General features: G+C 65.4%; 14 protein-coding genes. 3 read left to right on the top strand and 11 right to left on the bottom strand.

Going from position 1 to position 20,405, the window contains the following annotated elements; genetic code table 11:
• Window positions 1–163: 163 nt before the first annotated feature.
• The gene (locus tag HZA32_03845; protein ID MBI5423192.1) at window positions 164–2,269 is read right to left on the bottom strand and encodes an elongation factor G; all 2,106 of its coding nucleotides are present in this window, start codon (window positions 2,267–2,269) and stop codon (window positions 164–166) included.
• 157 nt (window positions 2,270–2,426) lie between these two features.
• Here HZA32_03845 and HZA32_03850 point away from each other — a divergent pair, with 157 nt between their 5' ends.
• On the top strand, window positions 2,427–2,873 hold the full coding sequence (locus HZA32_03850; protein MBI5423193.1) for a hypothetical protein: 447 nt from the start codon (window positions 2,427–2,429) through the stop codon (window positions 2,871–2,873).
• Here the strand turns inward: HZA32_03850 and HZA32_03855 are convergent.
• The 9 genes from HZA32_03855 to rpsP all read right to left on the bottom strand — a co-directional run bounded on the left by HZA32_03855 (window position 2,870) and on the right by rpsP (window position 16,681).
• Complete coding sequence (locus HZA32_03855) at window positions 2,870–6,424, bottom strand: hypothetical protein (GenBank protein MBI5423194.1); 3,555 nt, start codon at window positions 6,422–6,424, stop codon at window positions 2,870–2,872. The genes HZA32_03850 and HZA32_03855 overlap by 4 nt on opposite strands.
• Window positions 6,425–6,579: 155 nt before the next feature.
• On the bottom strand, window positions 6,580–7,944 hold the full coding sequence (locus tag HZA32_03860) for a TolC family protein (GenBank protein ID MBI5423195.1): 1,365 nt from the start codon (window positions 7,942–7,944) through the stop codon (window positions 6,580–6,582).
• A 14-nt stretch (window positions 7,945–7,958) separates the two neighbouring features.
• Complete coding sequence (locus tag HZA32_03865) at window positions 7,959–11,069, bottom strand: efflux RND transporter permease subunit (GenBank protein MBI5423196.1); 3,111 nt, start codon at window positions 11,067–11,069, stop codon at window positions 7,959–7,961.
• A 64-nt stretch (window positions 11,070–11,133) separates the two neighbouring features.
• Window positions 11,134–12,249, bottom strand: coding sequence for an efflux RND transporter periplasmic adaptor subunit (locus HZA32_03870; GenBank protein ID MBI5423197.1), 1,116 nt, complete (start codon window positions 12,247–12,249; stop codon window positions 11,134–11,136).
• 37 nt (window positions 12,250–12,286) lie between these two features.
• Window positions 12,287–12,859, bottom strand: a complete 573-nt coding sequence (locus HZA32_03875; GenBank protein ID MBI5423198.1) for a MarR family transcriptional regulator — start codon at window positions 12,857–12,859, stop codon at window positions 12,287–12,289.
• Window positions 12,860–13,054: 195 nt separating this feature from the next.
• A complete protein-coding gene (gene tkt / locus HZA32_03880; protein ID MBI5423199.1) occupies window positions 13,055–15,046 on the bottom strand; it encodes a transketolase in 1,992 nt (663 codons plus the stop codon).
• A 127-nt stretch (window positions 15,047–15,173) separates the two neighbouring features.
• Window positions 15,174–15,545, bottom strand: a complete 372-nt coding sequence (rplS, locus tag HZA32_03885) for a 50S ribosomal protein L19 (protein ID MBI5423200.1) — start codon at window positions 15,543–15,545, stop codon at window positions 15,174–15,176.
• The gene (trmD, locus tag HZA32_03890) at window positions 15,542–16,189 is read right to left on the bottom strand and encodes a tRNA (guanosine(37)-N1)-methyltransferase TrmD (protein MBI5423201.1); all 648 of its coding nucleotides are present in this window, start codon (window positions 16,187–16,189) and stop codon (window positions 15,542–15,544) included. Before trmD ends, rplS begins: the two co-directional genes overlap by 4 nt.
• Window positions 16,190–16,423: 234 nt before the next feature.
• On the bottom strand, window positions 16,424–16,681 hold the full coding sequence (gene rpsP / locus HZA32_03895) for a 30S ribosomal protein S16 (protein ID MBI5423202.1): 258 nt from the start codon (window positions 16,679–16,681) through the stop codon (window positions 16,424–16,426).
• A 129-nt stretch (window positions 16,682–16,810) separates the two neighbouring features.
• Between rpsP and ychF the strand changes: the two genes are divergently transcribed.
• Window positions 16,811–17,914 (top strand): redox-regulated ATPase YchF, encoded by a 1,104-nt coding sequence (gene ychF / locus HZA32_03900; protein MBI5423203.1) that lies wholly within the window; start codon window positions 16,811–16,813, stop codon window positions 17,912–17,914.
• 99 nt (window positions 17,915–18,013) lie between these two features.
• The gene (locus HZA32_03905) at window positions 18,014–19,612 is read left to right on the top strand and encodes a SpoIIE family protein phosphatase (protein MBI5423204.1); all 1,599 of its coding nucleotides are present in this window, start codon (window positions 18,014–18,016) and stop codon (window positions 19,610–19,612) included.
• Between the two features lie 142 nt (window positions 19,613–19,754).
• Here HZA32_03905 and pcp read toward each other — a convergent pair whose 3' ends face one another.
• Window positions 19,755–20,393, bottom strand: coding sequence for a pyroglutamyl-peptidase I (gene pcp / locus HZA32_03910; protein ID MBI5423205.1), 639 nt, complete (start codon window positions 20,391–20,393; stop codon window positions 19,755–19,757).
• Window positions 20,394–20,405: the final 12 nt, after the last annotated feature.

The raw sequence follows: 20,405 nt of genomic DNA on the forward strand, positions 1-20,405 counted from the left end.
CTGTTCGGCCGCGATGCAACAGGCGAGTTGCGGGCGCGCGGCGGCAGCGAAGGCTTCGACGAAGCGCGCAGCCGGCCGCCGCGCCCTGCCCCATCGCAAAACAAAGAGGGCCATCGCGCGTGCGACGGCCCTCGGTCAGGGGTGTTTCAGCAACCGCGGGCGATCAGTGGTGCGCGTGAGCGGAATTACCGGCGGCGCGGGCCTTCTGGTATTCCTCGACGTGCTTCTTCTCCTGATCCGGCGGCATCTCCTCGTAGTGGCTGAACTTCTCGGCGTGCATGCCGCGACCGCCGGTGAGCGAGCGCAGCACGGTGCCGTAGTGGTAGAGCTGCGCGGCGGGAACGGTGGCCTTCACGATCTGCAGCCGGCCGGCGACGTCCATGCCGAGGATGCGACCGCGGCGGCCGGAAAGATCGCCGACCACGCGGCCGACAAACTCCTCGGGCACCTTGATCTCCAACTCATGGATCGGCTCGAGCAACACCGGACGCGCCTGCGCGAATGCCTCGCGGAACGCGAAGTAGCCCGCGATCTGGAATGCGATATCCTTCGAGTCCACGGGGTGCATCTTGCCGCCGTAGAAGTCGATCTTCACGTCGGTCACGCGATAGCCCGCGTGGACGCCCTCGCCCGCGGCGGTCTTCAGGCCTTTTTCGACGGAGGGAACGAAGACGCGATCGACATCCTGGCCGACGAGCGACTCCTCGAACTTGATGCCGCTGTCGCGCTCGCCCGGCTCGATGCGGAGCCACACCTCGGCGAACTGGCCGGCGCCGCCGGTCTGCTTCTTGTGCCGATAGCGCGCCTCGCCTTTGCCGCGGATGGTCTCGCGGTAGCGGATCTTCGGCGGCTCGAGCGACACGTCGACCTTGTAGCGGCGCTTCAGGCGCTCGAAGAGCACTTCGAGGTGCAGCTCGCCCTGCGCCGAGATGATGAACTGGTGCAGCTCGGGATCGGTGTGATACTCGAAGGCGCGATCTTCCTCGTGCAACGCGGCCAGTCCGGCGGCGAGTTTCTCTTCGTCGCCCGGCGAGTTGAGTTTCAGCGCGGCCTGCGTGTAGGGTGTCGGATAAGTCACCTTCGGCAGCGCGACGGCGTGACGGAGGTCGCACAGCGTGTTGCCGGTGTGCGTGTCCTTGAGTTTGACGGCGGCGCCGATGTCGCCGGCGTGCAACGCGTCGACCGGCGTGCGGTTCTTGCCGTTGAGTCGGTAGAGCTGGCCGATGCGCTCGCCGATGCGGCGCTCGCTGTTGTGCAGGTCCTGGCCGTGCGAGATCGTGCCGGAATAGACGCGGAAGATCGAGAGATCGCCGCTCTGCGGATCGGTGAGGGTCTTGAAGACGTAGGCGACGGGCTCGGTGCCATCGAGGCGCACGAGGCAGGGCGAACCGGTGTTGGTCGCGACCGCGCCGACGGTTTGCCGGTCGTCGGGCGAGGAGCCGTATTTCGCGATGAAGTCCATCAGGCGCGCGACGCCGACATTGGTCTCGGCGGACGTGACGAGCAGCGGAATGAAGGTCTGCTTCTGGATCGCGGGATGGATGCCGGTGCGCAGCACCTCCTCGGAGAGGCCGCCGTCGTTGAAGAATTTCTCGAGGAGCGTGTCGTCGCTCTCGGCGATGTGCTCGATCAGCTCCTTGTGCAGGGTGTCGACCTTCTGCTTCCAGTCGCCGGTCGCGGGCACTTCGGTGTATTTGCCGGACTTGTCGGTGGCGTAGCTGACGACCTCGTCGCGCAGGACATCCAGCACTTGGTGGAAGCCCGGGCCCGGGTCCATCGGCACCTGCATCGGGAACACCGCCTGGCCGAAGTGCTCGCGGATTTCGCTGAGGATGGTGTCGAAGTCGTATTTCTCCTTGTCGAAACCGTTGACGACGATGATGCGCGGGATGCCGAACTGGCCGGCGTAGTCCCACATGAGGTCCGCGCCGACGCCGACGCCGGTGCCGGCATTGACGACGAGCAGCGCGAAGTCGGAAACGTGCAGCGCGTGGATCGCCTCGCCGGCGAAGTCGAGGTATCCGGGCGTGTCGATGAAATTGAAACGCCGCCCCTGCCATTCGCAGTTGAGCGGCGTGCCGTGAATCGAGATGTGCCGCTGTTGTTCGCCCACGTGGTAGTCGGACACCGTGGTGCCTGCAGCCACGCTGCCGAGCCGTTGAATCGCACCGCCGCAGAGCAGCATGGCTTCGGCAAGAGTCGTCTTGCCGGCTGTAGCATGCCCCACGATGGCGAAGTTCCTGATGTCTCCAGGACGAGTGCCATTCATAGAGTTGGGTCTCCTTTTTTTGAGGCCGACCCGGGCGGGTCGCGCCGTTGGGTTTGGGGACTTGCAGCCTACCCGGAATGTTCGCCGGGTAAAGCGGCAACCCGCCGCACAATTTGGCGGGACGTGCGCGCGGATTTACCGGGCAGTTCGGGATTGAATGACCGCCGCTTGGGGCGTTGAAAGTTCGCGGGCCACCGAACGCTCTCCGGAAAAGCAAGAGCATCAATCCTGTTCGTCCGATTCATCCATGCTCCTCAATTTCGCCCTCGTCTTTCTGATTTTCGGCGCCGGCAAAAAGAAAATGAACCGCTACCTCGCCGCGGCAATCTACGGCGCGATCAAAGGCGGCCTTGGGTTTTTCGTCACCAGCAGCGTGGTGGTCGGGCTGGTCAACGGCGCGATCTATGGTGCGCTCGCGGCGGCGTTGATGTTGCTGCTTGCGCGAATCGACACCAAGGAGGCCACGGAGAACACGATCAGCGACTACTCGCTGAAGCGGAAATCATCCTTCAAGTGGGAATACGTTCCGCTCTCGGCAATCGTCGTCTTCCTCCTTTTCGGAGAGATGCTAGTCAGCCTTTTTGTCGCAGCACCGCAGGCTTAATTGAGGAAGTCCGACAGCTTCGACTGCGCGAGCTTGATGAAGAACTGGCTGGGGTCGGGTTTGCTCAGCGTGCCGCCGATCGTGCCGATGTCCTTCATCTTCGAATAGCCGAGATCGTCCTTCGTGCCGTCGAGCACCCGCATCTTGCCGAGCAGCTGCTCGACCTTGCCGCGAGCGGCGAGCGAGTAACTCACCGTGAGCGGCTGGTCGAGGAGCGGCTTGCCGGCGACGTGCGTGATGCTGCCTTTGCCGATGAGGCGGACTTCCGGGGAAAGCAGCGCGAGTTCGTCGAGGCGCAGGTTCAGCGCGTCATCGCGGGTGGCGCGAATCGAGAGCTGGTCGAACTGGATCTCACCGAGCGACTGCGCGAGCTGGTCGACCTGGTAGGACTGGCCGGCGACCTTTTCCGCGACGCCTTTGACCTTGTCGCCGCCGAAGAGCGAGCCGAGCGCCGCGACGGCGTCGACGGCCTTGGTGGCGACGGAGACCTTTTCGCTGGTGCGCTTCAGGCCGCGGAAAATGCCCTGGCGGCTCGTGAGCTGGAACTGTCCACGCGTGCGCTCGATGGTCTGATCGAGATTCGCGCCATCGCCACTGAAACCGCCGGCGACCGTCACGATGCCCTCCAGCGTCGGCGGCTTGCTCGGGTCGAACGCCTTCAGCGCCGCGCCCGCGTCGAAATTCGTGAGCGAGAAATTGCCCGTCAGGCGATACGGCACCGCGCCACCGTTGAAGCGCAAGTCGGCGCGCGCGCCGAGGCGGCTCTTTTCGTTGATGATGCCCTGGAGCTGCTGCACCGCGGCGCGCTGTCCGTCGATCACGACAAAGCCACTGAGGCCGGTCATCGCCCAATCCTTGCCGCGAGTGATGGACTTCACGTCGAGAGTGAGTTCACCCCGCACACCGCGCCAGAACGGACGCGCATCCGGCTCGATAGGGCGCGCCGCGACCTGAGTCGATGGCCGCGCTTCAGGCGCAGCGGCAGCCTGAACCGGCGCACCGGCCAGAGCGGCCAGCGCAACGAGGTCCGCCAGCTCGAGATGTTCGCCGGCGATTTTCGCATCGAACAGCATGCCGTCCGGCCGGCGCACGGCGTCGACGGTGAGCGAGATATCCGAACGCTGTCCCATGCGATCCAGCAAGACGGGCGCCTCGAGCGACAAGCGGCCGTCCGGTGCGCGTGCGGCGCGGAAGTTGAGGTTCGCGACTGGGAGCGGCTGATTCCCGTCGCGGAGGACGAGATTGTTCAGTGTCGTCCGGCCCTCGAGCTGGATGGTTTTGCCGACGACTGCGCCGCGGATTTCGCCGCTCGCCCGGCCGGTCGCCAACACTTGGGCCGCCGCGAAAGCGGGCTGCGTGGCCAGCGTGGCCAGATCGGTGTTGAAGGTGAGCGTCGAGCGAATGCCTTCCTGCTCGGTCGCCTTCACTTCGGCGGCGGTCGTGAGCCAGACGGTCTTGTCGCGGTTGGAGAAAGTCGTTTCGCCGGTCGCGACTTTCCAATCGCCCATGCCCGCGAATTCCGCGGAGGGCGAAGTCACGACGGAGATGCGATCGAGGTGCGGCTGCTTGGTCTCGCCCAGCACGGTGAGATCGCGCAATTGCACCGGCGCGACCGTGAGAACCGCGACGCGGCCGGCGCTGGCGGTGACCTTGAACTCGCTCGCCAACAACTGTCCGCGCAACGGAAGCACGGCTTGCACGAACGGCAACGCGGCGAAGTCCATGGCGCCGATCTTCAACCGCGCCACCTCGACGGCGCCGGGGCCCGCCGTGCGCAATTGCAGCGTCTTGAGGTCGATCGTGGTCGCTTGCACCGACGCCGCGGAGAGGAGGGAGCGATCGGCGCCATCGGCGAGCGCGGCGTGAAAGCTGCGGAGGTCGACCTGTTGCGGACTCAGCGTCGCGTCGACGTCGCCCTGCAGCTTCACGTGCCCGACCGGAACGAAGGTCTCGAGCAACCGCGGGAGATCGGCCGCAAACTTGCCGCGGACGGTGAGAGCGCTGGTCGCTGGGGCGGGCATTTCGACTTCGGCTTCGCCCGTGATGGAATCGCCAGCCGGCGTGCGCACGGAAAGCTCGCGCATCGCGGCGGTCACCCGCGTCGGCGCGACCGAGGCGGAAGTCTGCACGGAAATCGCGGCGCGATCGATCAGGCGGCGACCCGCCTGCACGATGGTCAGGGAATCGATCTGCAGGGGCATGGTCGGACGCAGCTGCATTTCGCCCCCCTGCCCTTCCAGCGTCCACTCGCCGCGAATGGATCCGCCGGAAACATCGATGCCGGTAACAAAGGGGCGCACCCAGGCGAGCGGCAGCTGCTGCACGGAAAGTTTCGCGAGCGGCCCGGAGCCCGGCGCGGCGATCTGCGGCGCACGCTGGCCGAAATTCACGGCGATGGGGCGCGTCGTCTCCACGGCCAACACCGGCTGGTCGCCGGTCACGCGGAGCTGAAGTCGGTTCAGGCGGGCGGAATCGCGCTCCATCGCAAGATCGAATTCCGTCTGGAGATTCACGGCCCCGATCGCGCGAAGCGTGGGATCCAGCGTTTCGAGGGCAGCGGCGTTGCCGGCAAGTTCGCCTTGGAGGGTCGCGGCGCGCGTCGCCGCATTGAAGGCGAAACGGCCGGAGCCGTTCGCTTCGAATTTGGGCAGCGGACGCCCGAGGAAGAACGGTTCCACTTGGGCCGTAGTCGCGTGCAACTCCCAAGTGCCCGTCGCTTCCAAGGTCCCGGCGGGGATCGCCGCGGCGATTCTGACCACGTTGGCGGACTTGCCCGCCTGCTGGGTGTCGAGCGCGAGCGTCAGGTTCTCCTTGCCGCCGTCGGACTCCATCCCGGCGGCGAGCTTGAGTTGGTGACCTTCGGAAAACTGCGGGCCCTCGGCGTCGAGCGCGAGCGTGAGGCTGGCGCGGTCGAAGGCGCGATCGACGGTCTCGCGCACCGTGAGACGCCCGTCGACGCGCAGAGCGGTGACGGTTGCAGCGGGCGTGGCGTCGACGATCTTGGCCTTGAGCAGCAGCGAGCCTTCCTGCGCGGGCGCGATGCCGCCGCCATTGAGTTGAAAATCCACCGTCAGCGGCGCGCGGCCCGGTCCGCCGGCGAGAGTCGCGCGGCCGGCGACCTGCACGTCGCCGATTTGAAGCGTGTAAGGAAGTTGGACGCGCCCGATGGCGCCGGGCGCAGCGGCCGGCGCGCCCGCGGCTTGCTGAGTGCGGGAGGGCGACAGCTTCGTGGCGTCGATCGCGATGCCAGTCGCGACGAGGCGGTCCACCTGCACGTGTTTGCGCATGAGGAACTGCCAGGCGGAGAACTCCGCTTCAGCGCGCTCGACCGTGACGACGATGCCTTGCTGCTCGAAGCGCACCCCCGTCAGCCGCGCACTGGACGGGCCGGCGGAGAGCGACGCAAAGTCGAGCTTCAGCTCCGGATGCCCTGCGAGCGCGCGCCGCACAGCCCACTGCTGCACGGCAGGCACGAGCGCGACACCGATGGCGAGAACCACCAGAGCGAGGAGAATAGCGAATGTGACGAGTAGCGGGCGAACCAGCTTCATGGAGCCAGTCGTTACGACAAACTAAGTGGCAGGAGGTTGCGAAAGATTTTGACGAAAAAAGAGCCGCGACGGACGGACCGCGCGGCTCGGCAAGTGGCGCAGACTTTTAGCGTGCTGCGAACAAGGCAGGCTGGAAGCCTGCGCTACGAAAACACTCAGCGGCCGGCGACCAGTTCGTCGGGCAGGCCCATCGCGCGACGGACGTTGGCCGAGGCGACGTTGAAGCTGTAGAACGCTTGGAGCTGGTTGAGGCGCGCGGTCGTCAGGTCGTTGCGCGCGGTGAGCACGTCGAGCTGCGTCGCAGTGCCGGCGGCGTAACGCGCGTCGGCGAGGCGGACGGCCTCCTCGGCTTGTTCGACGACTTTCTTGGACGCTTCGGCCAGCTCGGTGGCCTCCTGCAAGGAGGAGAGCGCGCGGCGGACGTCGACGGAGACGGAGAGTTCGGCCTCGTTGAGAGAAAGGCGGGCCTGCTCGAGGGCGGACTCGGCCTGCACGACGCGACCGCGGGTGGCGCGGCCGTCGAAGATATCCCACGTCGACTGCACGCCCACGGTCACGCCATCGCGCGAGGCGGCGAAGTCGGAATAGCCCGGGCGCTTGCGCCAGTCGTAGGCGGCGTAGAGCGAGACGTCCGGGTAGTAGTTGGCGCGACGCGCGACAACGCCCTGCTCGGCGACTTCCTCGAGTTTTTTCAGGCGCAGGAGGTCGGGGCGGCGTTCGCGGGCGGTGGCGAGGGCGGAGGTGAGTTCGTAGCTGACCGGCGAGAACTCGAGCTTGCCGACGAACTCGGGGATCTTGGCGACGTTGGCGCCATCCGACGTAACGAAGCCGAGGGACTGACGCAGGTCGTCGATGGCGAGACGGTAGGCGTTGCGCGTGGTGATGAGAGGCGGTTGGGCGTTGGCAACGGCGACCTCGGCGCGAAGGACTTCGAAGTTCGAGACGGTGCCGGCCTCGAAACGATTCTTTACATCCTGCAGCTGACGGCGGAGGAGTTCGACGTTCTGTTCCTGAACCTTGATCCGCTCGCGGGTGACGAGGACGTTGTAGAACTTCGTGCGCACATCGAGCATCGCCGCGTCGATCACGGACTGGAGCGCGAGCGTGGCGGCCTCGAGCGCGAGGCGCTGGGCCTTCACGGTCGCCTGCACACCGCCGCCGGCGTAGACGATCTGGCGGGCGGTGATGTTGACGGACCAGGAGCGGTCGTCGCCGGTCGAGGAGATTTGCTGCGCGTAGCCGGAATAGCCGGCGGAGCTCGTGACGTTCGGGATCTGCTGGGCGCGGACCTCGACGACGATGCCCTCCTGCTGGCGGATGCGCTCCTTCGCCTGGCGGATGGCGAAGTTGTTATCGAGCGCGAATGACAGCGCGTAATTCAGCGTCAGCTCGTCCGGGACCATGTAGGACGGGTCGGCTTTGCCGTCGGGCTTGAAGGGCGTCGCGGGCATTTCCGCGCGGAGCGGTTGCGCGAGCGCCAGCACGGCGAGGGCAGCGAGGGAGGACGAAACCAGTTTCATGGGAGGGAGGAAGGTTACTTGGCGGGGACGGCAACGCCAGCCTCGGGTGTGACAACCGGAGCGGCGTCACGGGCGCGGGCTTTGGCTTGGTCTTTGGCGATGAGCATATAGAAGGCGGGCACGACAAACAGCGTGAACACCGTGCCGACGGCCATGCCGACGACGAGCACCCAGCCGATGGAATTACGCGAGGCGGCGCCGGGGCCCTTGACGAAGATGAGCATCAAGTGACCAAACACCGTCGCGGCCGACGTCATGAGCACGGGGCGCAGGCGGGTCGCGGCGGCGCGGCGGATGGCTTCGGCCTTGGCGATGCCCTCCTCCTGCAGCGTGTTCGCGAACTCGACGATCAGGATGCCGTTCTTGGCGATCAGGCCGACGAGCGTGATGAGGCCGATCTGCGAATAGATGTTCAGCGAGGTCTTCCAGAGGAAGATCGGGAGCATCGCGCCGAAGAACGCCAGCGGCACGGAGCCGAGCAGGATGATGAACGGATCGCGGAAGCTGTTAAACTGCGCCGCGAGCACGAGGAAGATGAGCACGAGCGCGAGCACGGCGGCCTTCCACAGCGCTTCGCCTTCGGTGCGGAGCTGGCGGGACTGGCCGGCGTAATCGATCGAATAACCCGGCGGCAGGATCTCCGCGGCCTTGGCTTCGAGCTTCTTGAGCGCGGCATCCGGGCTCGGGCCGACACCGGAGATCTTCACGGAGTTGAGCTGCTGGAAGCGATTGAGCGCGCGCGGCTGCACCGTGTGCTCGAGCGTGGCGATGGTGGACAGCGGAATGAGCTGACCGCCCGGACCGCGCACATGGTAGTCGAGCAGCTGCTCGGCGTTGAGGCGCTCGCCGCGCTCGACTTGCGGGATGACGCGGTAGCTGCGGCCGTCGTTGACGAAGCGGTTGACGTAGCCGCCGCCGAGCATGGAGCCGAGGTCGCGGGCGACGTCGGACAGCGTCAGGCCCATGGAGGCGACCTTGTCCTTGTCGATCACGACCTCGACCTGCGGCAGGTCGAACTTCAGGTCGGAATCGGCGAAGTAGAACGTCGGCGCGGCATTGGGATCGTTGGCCTCGGTGTTCGCGTAAAGGAGGAGTTGGTTGGCGTATTCGAGCATCTCCTTGTGGTCCGCAGTGGAGCGGATGACGAACTCGATGGGCAGCGAGCCGCCGGAGGGCAACGGTTCGGGCGTCGTGATGACGACGTTCATGCCGGGAATGGCGGCCGCGGGAGCCTGCAACGCCTGCTCGATCGCCAGCGAGCTGCGCTGGCGCTCAGACCACGGCTTCAGGATGATGCCAGCGAAGCCGAAGTTCGCGCCGGTGATCTGGAAGGACTGCGAATACTCGGGCACGCTCTCGAACATCTTCTGGACCTCTTTCGCGAAGATGGAGTTGTGGTCGAGCGTGGCCGTGGGCGACGGGAGCAGGATGCTGAACACGACGCCTTGGTCCTCCTTCGGAGCGAGCTCGCGCTGCGCGAACATGAAGAATACCGGGAGCAGCGCGGTCAGCAGCACCGCGACAGTGAGCGTGACGGGAACCCAGCCGAGGCTGGCTCCGACGAGCTTGTCGTAGCGGTTGCGCAGGCGGTCGAAGAGATGGTTGATCGTGCCGGTGAGGCCTTTCTCCTCGGCGTCATGGCCTTGGAGGAGGTAGGCGCTGAGCATCGGCGACAGCGTGAGGGCGACGAAACCCGACACCATGACCGCGCCGGCGAGCGTGAAGGCGAATTCGCGGAAGAGCGCGCCAGTCAGGCCGCCTTGGAAACCGATCGGGGCGTAAACGGCGGCCAGCGTAATCGTCATCGAGATGACGGGGCCGACGAGTTCGCGTGCGCCGAGGATGGCGGCGTCGATGGGCGTTTTGCCGTCGCGGATGTGGCGCTCGATGTTCTCGACGACGACGATGGCGTCGTCGACGACGATACCGACCGCGAGCACGATCGCGAGGAGCGTGAGCAGGTTGATCGTGAAGCCCAGCGCCATCATCAGGAACAGCGCTCCGATCAGCGAGAGCGGCATCGCGACGAGCGGGATGAGCACCGAGCGGAACGAGCCCATGAAGAGGAAGATCACGATGGCAACGATCGCGAGCGTCTCGGAGAGCGTCTTGAGGATCTCGCTCAGCGCGTCGTCGATGTATTTCGTGGAGTCGTAAGCGATCGAAGCCTTGAGGCCGGCGGGCAGGGCGCGCTCGATTTCGGGCATGGCCTCGCGGACGCGCTTGATGACTTCAACCGTGCTCTCGGTGGGGAGAATCCAGACGCCCATGAAGGTGGCGGTCTGGCCGCCGAAGCGGACTTCGGAGTCGTAGCTCTCGGCGCCGAGAACGACGTCGGCGACGTCGGCGAGGCGGACGATGGAGCCGTTCTGTTCGGCGACGACGAGTTTCTTGAATTCCTCGACGTTCTTCAGATCGGTGTTCGCGACGAGGGAGACGGAGAGCATCGAGCCCTTGGTGGAGCCGACGGCCGCGAGCGCGTTGTTCGCCGCGAGCGCGGTGCGGACCTGCGCGGGGCTGAGGTTGCGCGCGGCGAGCTCGTCGGGCTTGAGCCAGATGCGCATGGCGAAGACGCGGCCGCCGAGGATGTCGGCTTTTTGCACGCCCTTCACCGCGGAGAGGCGCGGCTGCACCATGCGGCTGAGGTAGTCGGTGATCTGGTTCTGATCGAGGGTGTCGGAGTAGAAGCTCAGATACATCGACGCGAACTGGTTGTCGGCGGTCTCGACGCTGATCGTGGGCGATTCGGACTCGGGCGGGAGTTCGTTGCGCACCTGGTCGATCTTGGCGCTGATCTGCGCGAGTGCGGCGTTGGTGTCGTAGTTGAGGCGCAGGTAGACCTTGATGGTGCTGAGGCCGGCGGCGGACTGCGACTCCATGTAATTGATGCCGTCGACCTGCGCGATGACGCGCTCGAGCTGCGTGGTGATGTAGCCACGCACGGTGTCGGCGCTGGCACCGAAGTAGACCGTGGTGACATTGACGACCGCGCTGTCGCTGCGCGGGTATTGGCGGGTGTTCAGCTGGAAGTAGGCCACCACGCCGAGGACGAGGATGACGATGTTGACCACGAGCGCGATGACGGGCTTGCGGACGAACAGGTCGGTGAAACTTTTCGAGAGCATGTGAAGGAGGAGAGGTTGCGTGGGAGCCGCGCGGCGGCGGCGCGGCGAGCAGGCGCGGGTCTGCTCAGGTGTTTTCCGGCTTCGGGCTCGCGCTGTTCGAGGGCTGGACGGCGTTGTTGACCTGCACGGGCATGCCGTTGCGGAGCTTGAACACGCCGGCGGAGACGACGACGTCCCCCGGCTTGACGCCGGAGACGGCGACGAGGTCGCCGCGAGTCACGCCGAGCTGCACGAACTGCTGGCGAACACCGACGAATTCCTTGCCGTCCTTGCCCTTCAATTTCTCGACGACGAACACGGAATTGCCGTAGGAGGCGTAGGAGATCGCGGTGGCGGGGACGACGACGAGTTGGTTGGACTCGGGCAGCTGAACTTCGATGCGCGCGAACATGCCGGCGCGGAGCTTCTCGTCGGGGTTGGCGAGCGTGGCCTGCACGGCAATGTTGCGCGTGGCGGCGTCGACCTCGGAATTGATGGCGGTGATCTTGCCGTCGAAGGGACGGGCAAAGGCGTCGATCTTCACCTGCACGGTCTGGCCGAGCGCGATATTGGGGATCTCACGCTGCGGGACGTTGAAGTTGGCGTAGATCGGGTCGAGCTTCTGCAGCGGCAGGAGCGCGCGGCCGCGCGCGACGAATTGTCCGAGATTGACGAGGCGGATGCCGACGCGGCCGTCGAACGGCGCGCGCACGTGCTTCTTGGCGATCTGCGCTTCGAGCGCGGCGACGTCGGCCTGCGCGGAGCGCGCGGAGGCTTCGGCGGCGTCGTATTCGGACTTGGAGGTGGCCTGCTGGCCCCAGAGTTCCTTGGCGCGCGCGAGATTGACCTGCGCGAGGCTGGCGCGGGCTTCGGCGGATTTCAACTGGGCGACCTCCACGGTGGTATCGAGTTCGACAAGCAGGTCGCCGGACTTGACCGCGGTGCCGCTCTCAGCGGCGATGCGCACGATGGTGCCGTCGGCGTCGGCGCTGATCGTCACGCCTTCAACGGGGGCCAGCGTGGCGATGGCGCTGAGTGACGGATGCCACTCGACCGCCTGGGCCTCGACGGTGGCGACGGACGAAGGGGGCTGCGAATGGTCCTGGGAGGACATTTCCTTAATCTGGGCCGCCTTGACGACGACGAGCAGCGCGACGACTGCCGCGAAGCCGGAGAGAGCGATGACGAACTTCTTGATCATGGGAGGACGAGCGTGGGACGGTTGGGTGAAAGGGGGTTCAGGCGGTTTTCTGGGCCGGGACATCCGACCGGGGCGAGACCTGTTGCTGGATCTTCCCCAATAGACGAACGAGGGTCTTGCGTTCGGACTCGGTGAGGGCGCCCATCACCTCGCTGGCCCCGCGAAAATGGATGGGGAGAAACTTGGTCAGGAAATTCTCGGCCTTCCGCGTCAGCCGAACGAACAGCATGCGGCGATCACTTGGATCGGGCTCGCGCACGACGTAGCCGTCGCGTTCGAGCGTGTCGATCAGGCCGGTCATCGTGGCGCGGGTGACGCCGGCGGCGTCGGCCAGCTCCGCCGGCGTGCGCGGACCACAGGGCGGCTGGGTGATCGGCACATCGCCGGTGCGCGGCTCGGAGCTGCGCCACAGGAGCATCAACACGCCGAACCGGCCTTGGGAAATGCCGTGCGCGGCGAGCCGGCTCTCGGAAAGCGCAAAGACATCGTCCGCGGTGCGGAGGAGGTGCAGGTAAGCCTCCGCGGCGCTCGGCACGAGCTCAGGAAATTCACGCGCCGCCTCGAGGAGGCATTCGTAGCGCGGCAGGTCCTTGAGCATCAGATGAGGCATGGCAGAAAGATAAGGGGGCTGACGATTAGCTTCCTAACGATTTTCGCAAGTGGAGTTTTGTGAACTCTAGGCGAACGGCTAAGTCATAGGGGAAAACCTCCTCAGACGCTCTGGCAAACGGCAGCAACCACCCCAAGAAAAAGCCCGCACCTAAGTGCGGGCTCGGGGCGAAAGCCGGTTGCGGCGCGCCGACGCTCAGAGCGACTGCGCGGCGGCGACAACCGCCTCGGTCGTGATGCCGAGTTCCTTCATCGCAATGTTGCCCGGCGCGCTGAGGCCGAAGCGATCGATGCCCACGACCTTGCCGTCGAGGCCGACATATTTGGACCAGAGAGCGGTGACGCCGGCCTCGATCGCGACGCGCTTGCGGCACGACGGCGGGAGGATGGCGTCACGGTATTCCTGCGACTGCGCGTCGAAACGCGCGAAGGACGGCATCGACACGACGCGCGTGCCCGCACCGAGCTGCTTCGCCGCCGCAATCGCCCACTGCAATTCGCTGCCGCACGAGAGCAGAATGTGCGTGAGCGGCGCGGTTTCCTGGACGGCGACGTAGCCGCCCTTCAACACGCCCGCACGGCGCTCGCTGACGGAAATGTCGTTGAGCATCGGCACCGCCTGGCGCGTAAGCGCGAGGAGCGTCGGACCGTCGGCGCGCTCGAGCGCGGCGGCGAAGGCGCCGGCGGTTTCCTCGGGATCGGCGGGGCGGATGACGTCGAGATTCGGAATCACGCGCAGGCCGGAGACCGTTTCGACTGGCTGGTGCGTGGGACCGTCTTCGCCAACGCCGATGGAGTCGTGCGTGTAGATATAGACAACGGGGAGCTTCGAGAGCGCGGCGAGCCGCATCGACGGACGCGAGTAGTCGGCGAACACGAGGAACGTCGCGCACGAGGTGCGGAAGATGCCGTCGTAGGTCACGCCGTTGTTGATCGCGGCCATGCCATGCTCGCGGATGCCGTAGCGGAGATTGCGGGCGGCGCGGTTGGTGCGGTCGAAGTCCTTGTCGGCGGCGATGTAGTTGAGCGTCGAGCCGTGCAGGTCGGCCGAGCCGGAGATGAGCAGCGGGAGCGCGGCGGCAACGGGCTGGAGCACGTCCTTGCCCGCGGCGCGCGTGGCGAGCTTCGCGTCGGCCGGAAAATGCGGGATGACTTTCTCGATGAGGTGCGCGGCGCTGATCTTCGCATCGCGCGACTCGAGGAGCGCGGCCTTCTCGGGATTGGCGGCGGCCCACGCGGCGTAGGTCTTCTTCCACTTGTTGTAGGCGCGCTTCAGGCGCGACTTGTGGGCGGCGAAATACTCGCGCACGGCGGGGCTGACGTAGAAATGCTCCTCGGGGAGGCCGAGGCCCTTGCGGGCGGCGTCGGCGAACTTCGCCCCACCCTCGCCGTGACCTTTCGCGGTGCCCTGAACCTCGGGAATGCCTTTGCCGATGACAGTCTTCGCGATGATCAGCTGCGGGCGGCCGGTCTTCGTCTTCTTGGCCTTGTTGACGGCCTTGAGGATGGCGGCGAGATCGTGGCCGTCGGCGAGCGTCTGGACGTCCCAACCGATCGCCTTGAAGCGGGCGGCGGTGTTTTCGCTCTGGGTCTTCTCGGCCATGGCGTCGAGCGTGACGTCGTTGGCGTCGTAGATGAGGACGAGGTTATCGAGTCCCTGATGGCCGGCGAAGGCGGCGGCTTCCATCGCGACGCCTTCCTGCATGCAGCCGTCGCCGGCAAGGCAGATGACGTGATGATCGAAGATCGCGTGCTCGGCGGTGTTGAAGCGCGCTTCGGCCATCTTGCCGGAAAGGGCGAAGCCGACGGCGTTGCCGATGCCTTGGCCGAGCGGGCCGGTGGTGCACTCGACGCCGGGCGTCTCGTGGAACTCGGGGTGGCCGGGCGTCTTGCTGTGGAGGACGCGGAAGCTCTTCACGTCGTCGAGCGACAGGTCGTAGCCGCTGAGGTGAAGCCACGAGTAGAGGAACATTGAACCGTGACCGGCGGAGAGGATGAAGCGGTCGCGATTGAGCCAGCGGGGCTCGTCGGGGTTGTGCACGAGGGCGTGACCGTAGAGGACGGCGCCGATCTCGGCGGCGCCGAGCGGGAGACCGAGGTGGCCGGAAGAGCACTTGTGAACGGCATCGATGGCGAGGCCGCGGGCCTGCGCGCTGGCTTGGGCGAGGATTTCGGTGTTCAGCTTCATGAAAAGGAAAAGGGGTGAGCGTCCAGCGAACACGCCGCGCGAAGGGCGTGCAAAGTCCTTTTTCGCGCTAAAAGAAGAAAGCGAGCCATAGACGGCTCGCTTTCGAAAAGTGGAACTGGAGGAGAGATCAGGCCTTCGCCGCGGTCTCTTCGACGCGCTTCTCCTTGACGGCCATGGCGGCCTTGCCGGTGCGGTCGCGGAGATAGTAGAGGCGGGCCTTGCCCGGCTCGGAGTCGCGCTCGACTTCGATCTTCTCGACGTTGGGCGAGTTGACCGGGAACACGCGCTCGACGCCCTCGCCGTAGCTGATGCGGCGGACCGTGAAGGTCTCGTTGATGCCGGTGCCCTTGTGGGCGATCACGACACCGGCGAAAATCTGGACGCGCTCTTTGTCACCTTCGCGCACCTTCGTGTGGACGCGGACGCCGTCGCCGACCTTGAAAGGGGCCTTAGCGTGCTTCACCTGGGCGGCGGAGAGTTCTTGGACGATGGGATTCATGGCTGCTGTTTCTTTAGTAAATCGGGTCGGACCTTGGCGGTTTTTTCCAACTGCTGCGCGTGCCGCCACTTCTCGATTTTGCCGTGATGCCCCTCGAGGAGCACTTCCGGCACGGACATGCCGCGGTAAACGGCGGGACGCGTGTAATTGGGAAAGTCGAGCAAGTTGCGAGTGAAACTTTCGCTGGTCAATGACTTTTCTTCGCCGAGCACGCCGGGGATAAAACGAGCCAGCGAATCGATCACCACCGCGGCGGCGAGGGTGCCGTTCGTGAGCACGTAATCGCCGATGCTGATCTCCTCATCGATGATCGTGTCGCGGATGCGCTGGTCGACGCCTTCGTAGTGCCCACTGAGGAAGATAAGGTGTTGCTCCTTCGCGAGCTGCTCGGCGCGGGCGGAGGTGAAAGGGGCGCCATCGGGCGTCAGGTAGATCCGACGGCAACCGGGCGTTTGCAGCTCCTCGATCGCGGCGAAGATCGGCTCGCACTTCATCACCATCCCGGCCCCGCCGCCGAACGGGCGGTCGTCGGTGGTCTTGTGCTTGTCGGTCGCCCAATCGCGCGTGTTGCGGACGTTGATTTCGAGGAGCTTCGCCTCGCGCGCGCGGCCGAGCATGCTCTCGGACAGGAAGCCGTCGAGCATGGCGGGGAAAAGCGTGAGGACGTCGATGCGCACGGAAACGAGCTTTTTGAACCACTAATGGACACTAATGAACACTAATCTGGGAGAACTCGTCATCGCCGCGGTGCCATTCGTGTCCATTGGTGTTCATTCGTGATTTCTGATTCGGGAAAACAAAAACCCCGGATTACTCCGAGGTTTCGATTCGGTCGCGTCGGACTTCGCATCCTCCGCGGTCTTCGCGTTTCAGTTAGCTCAGGCCGTGGCGGCCGCGGCCTTCTTCGAGCGCTTCACGAGGGAGCGCACGGTGTCGGACGGCTTGGCGCCCTTGGAAACCCAGTAGTCGAAGCGGTCGAGCTTGATCGTCAGCGGGTTGCCCTTGGCGTTCGGGTTGTAGCTGCCGAGGTATTCGACGGCGTCGCCATCGCGGCGCGAACGGGCTTCGGCGACGGCCACGCGGTAATGCGGCTCGTTCTTGGTGCCGAAACGGGAAAGACGGATCGTGAGTGCCATTTGGTAGTGCTGGGATGCTGTGCGGACAGCGGTGGTTGATTTGGAAAAGGTCCAAAGAGTCGAAAACGGTTTGGCCTTGTCAAGCCCCCATTGGTGAAGCTGATTTCGACCCCTTAACGACCCAATTTTATGCTTAAAGCCGGCATCGTCGGTCTGCCCAACGTGGGCAAGTCCACTCTCTTCAACGCCCTCACCCGCTCCCGCAAGGCCGAGGCCGCCAACTATCCATTCTGCACCATCGACCCGAACGTCGGCGTCGTGATCGTGCCCGACGAGCGCGCCTACGTCCTCAAGGCCATCGCCAAGACCAACGTCGTCGTGCCCGCCGCGATCGAGTTCGTCGACATCGCCGGCCTCGTCGCCGGCGCCTCGAAGGGCGAGGGCCTCGGCAACCAATTCCTCGCCAACATCCGCGAAGTCGACGCGATCGTGCAGGTCGTCCGCTGCTTCGAAGACAGCGATGTTGTCCACACCATGGGCGGCGTCGATCCGGTTCGCGACATCGAGGTCATCACCACTGAGCTCGTGCTCGCCGACCTCGACGCCGTCACCAAGCGCATCGACAAAACCCAAAAGAAAGCCAAGTCCGGCGACAAGGAAGCCATCGCCGAAATGGCGCTGCTCCAGAAACTCGAGCCGCACCTCAACGCCGGCAAGACCGCCAACGTCCTCGAGGCCACGCCCGAGGAAGTCGCGATGATGAAGCTCTTCCAGCTTCTCACCGCCAAGCCCGTCCTCTTCGCCTGCAACGTCGCCGAGTCCGACCTCGCCACCGCCGAGCAGAACAAGTTCGTCCAAAAAGTCGCCGAATACGTCCGCACGCACCACGACGCCGCCTACGTGCCGATCAGCGCCAAGATCGAAGCCGAACTCATCGACCTGCCGCCGGAAGAAGCCAAGGCCTTCCTCAAGGATCTCGGCGTCGACGACTCAGGCGTGTCCTCCCTAATTAAAGGCACCTACGACCTCCTCGGCCTGATGACCTACTTCACCGCGGGCGAGAAGGAAGTCCGTTGCTGGACGATCGTGAAGGGCTGGAAAGCTCCGCAGGCCGCCGGCGTCATCCATACCGATTTCGAAAAGGGCTTCATCAAGGCCGAAGTCGTCAGCTACGAAGACCTCGTCCGCCTCGGCTCGACCGCCGCCGCCCGCGACGCCGGCAAATACCGCCTCGAGGGCAAGGAATACGTCTTCCAGGACGGCGACGTCGCGCTCTTCCGGTTCAACACCTGAGTCCGTCGCGACCGCGCGCGCGTCGCTCACGAGAGAGTGACGCACTCTTCACTCTCTCCTGTTGCGCCACGCGTCCGCGCCGGCCAACGTGTGCGCTCCATGAGCGACGCCGTCACCTCCGCTCTCGCGAACGCCGAATCACTCGATTCGTCGATCGTTCGCATGCTCATGGATGCGACGCCGGACCGCATCTACTTCAAAGACCTCGAGAGCCGCTTCGTTCGCAACAATGTCGCCCAAGCCCGCCTCCTCGGCGAGCCCACTCCCGACGCCTGCATCGGGAAATCGGACTACGACTACTTCTCTCGTGCCCACGCGGACAAGGCGCGCGCCGACGAACTGGAAATCATCCGCACCGGCCAACCCGTGATCGGCAAGGTTGAGCACATCACTCTCCGCGACGGCTCCACCTCGTGGGTCTCGACCACCAAGCTCCCGTGGCGCGACGCCTCGGGCCGCATCATCGGCACCTTCGGCATGACGCGCGACATCACCGCCACGAAGCTCGCCGAGGAAAAGCTCACCGAGGAACGCAACCTCCTCCGCACGATCATCGATCACCTCCCCGCGCGCATCTACGTCAAGGATCTCGACTCGCGTTACCTGCTCAACAACCGCGCCCACCTCGCCAGCCTCGGCGCCAAGTCCCAGGAACAGGTCCTCGGCCATACGCTCCGCGAGATCCTCCCCGGCGAACGCGCCGAAATCGCCATGGCCGACGATCGCGACGTCATGGCCACCGGCGAGCCGATCCTCAGCAACGAGAAATCCGCCGCGCTCGACGACGGCACGCTCCGCTGGTCCCTCACCACCAAGGTCCCGCTGCGCGACCTCCGCGGCCAAATCGCCGGCCTCGTCGGCATCAGCCACGACATCACGAAACGCAAACTCGCCGAACAGGAACTCGCCCACCGCACCGAGGAAATGGAGGCCGACGTGCTCATGGCTCGTCAGCTCCAGGAAGTGCTCCTCTTGCGCCCCTATCCTGTCTTCCCCCGCGGAGCCGCGCCCGAGTCGAGCGCGCTGCGCTTCGCCCACTGCTACGTTCCGGCCACCACGCTCGGCGGCGATTTCTTCGACCTCCTCCAACTCTCCGACACCCGCTGCGGCCTGCTCATCTGCGACGTCATGGGCCACGGCGTGCGCGCCGGTCTCCTCACGGCCATGATCCGTGGCGTTTTCCAGGAAATGGGTCCGCGCGCCGCCGACCCGGCGCACGTCATGAGCGAACTCAACGCCGCGCTCTGCCCCATCGCCGAGCAATCCGGTCAGGCGATGTTCGCCTCCGCTTTCTTCGCCCTCGTCGATCTCGAGACCAACACGCTGCACTACGCCAACGCCGGCCATCCGCCGCCCATCGTCATTCGTCACAGCAACGACATCGAGCGCCTCGCGCTCGCCGATCCCGAGCCGGCCGCCGGCCTCATTTCCCAATTCTCCTACACCTCCGGCAGCATCGCCTTCGGACCCGGCGACCGGCTTTTTGCGTTCACCGACGGCCTGATCGAAGCGACCAACTCGAGCGGCTCATTCTTTGGCGAGGACCGTCTCTGCTTCCTCCTCGGCCAATGCGCGTCCGCGAAATTCGACAGCATCTGCACCCAGCTCCTGCGCACGGTCCGCGACTACACCGGCGGCACCGGCGCACTGGCCGACGACGTGTGCATCGTCGCGTTGGAAGTAACGGAAAAACCATAGTTCGCTAGCCAGACGTTCGCTTGTGGGAGCGAGCTTGCTCGCGACTAGGCGCACGATTGGTCGCGAGCAAGCTCGCTCCCACAAAGACCCATCCCCCGGAACGAGGCCCGGTCTCCGCAAGCCAGCCCTCTGTCCTCGGACGTCAGCTCACCTGCCCGCCCGCGCTCTTGATGTCGCGGCGGTAGTCCACGCTCGTCGCGATCGCCAGCCGCACCGCCTCCGTCATTTTTTCGAACGGCAAACTCGGTTTGTCCGTCGCCTGCTCCGGCACGAACGGCACGTGAATGAACCCGCCGCGCACGTCGGCGCGATGCGCCGAAAGCTCGTGCATTAACCCGTAGAAAACATGATTGCAGACGAACGTCCCCGCCGTCTGCGAGACCGCCGCCGGGATGTTATGCTTCCGCAGCTCCTGCACGATGGCCTTGATCGGCAGCGTCGAGAAATACGCCGCCGGGCCGTCCTTCACGATCGGCTTGTCGATCGGCTGCTGGCCCGCGTTGTCGGGGATGCGCGCGTCGTCGATGTTGATCGCCACGCGCTCCGGCGTGATCTCGGCGCGACCGCCGGCCTGGCCGAGACAGATGACGATGTCCGGATCGTGCAGCTTGATCTGGTGCTTCAGCTCCTTGATCGCGGAACCAAACACGCACGGCAGCAGCGCGCCGACGATGCGGTGACGCGCGATCTTCGCCTCGTTGATCTCGCGCGCGATTTCCTCGGAGGGATTGATCGCTTGTCCATCGAACGGCTCGAAACCAGTCAGCAGGATGTTTCTCATCGGGGTAGATGC

Source organism: Opitutia bacterium (assembly GCA_016217545.1).
Lineage (GTDB): Bacteria > Verrucomicrobiota > Verrucomicrobiia > Opitutales > Opitutaceae > Didemnitutus.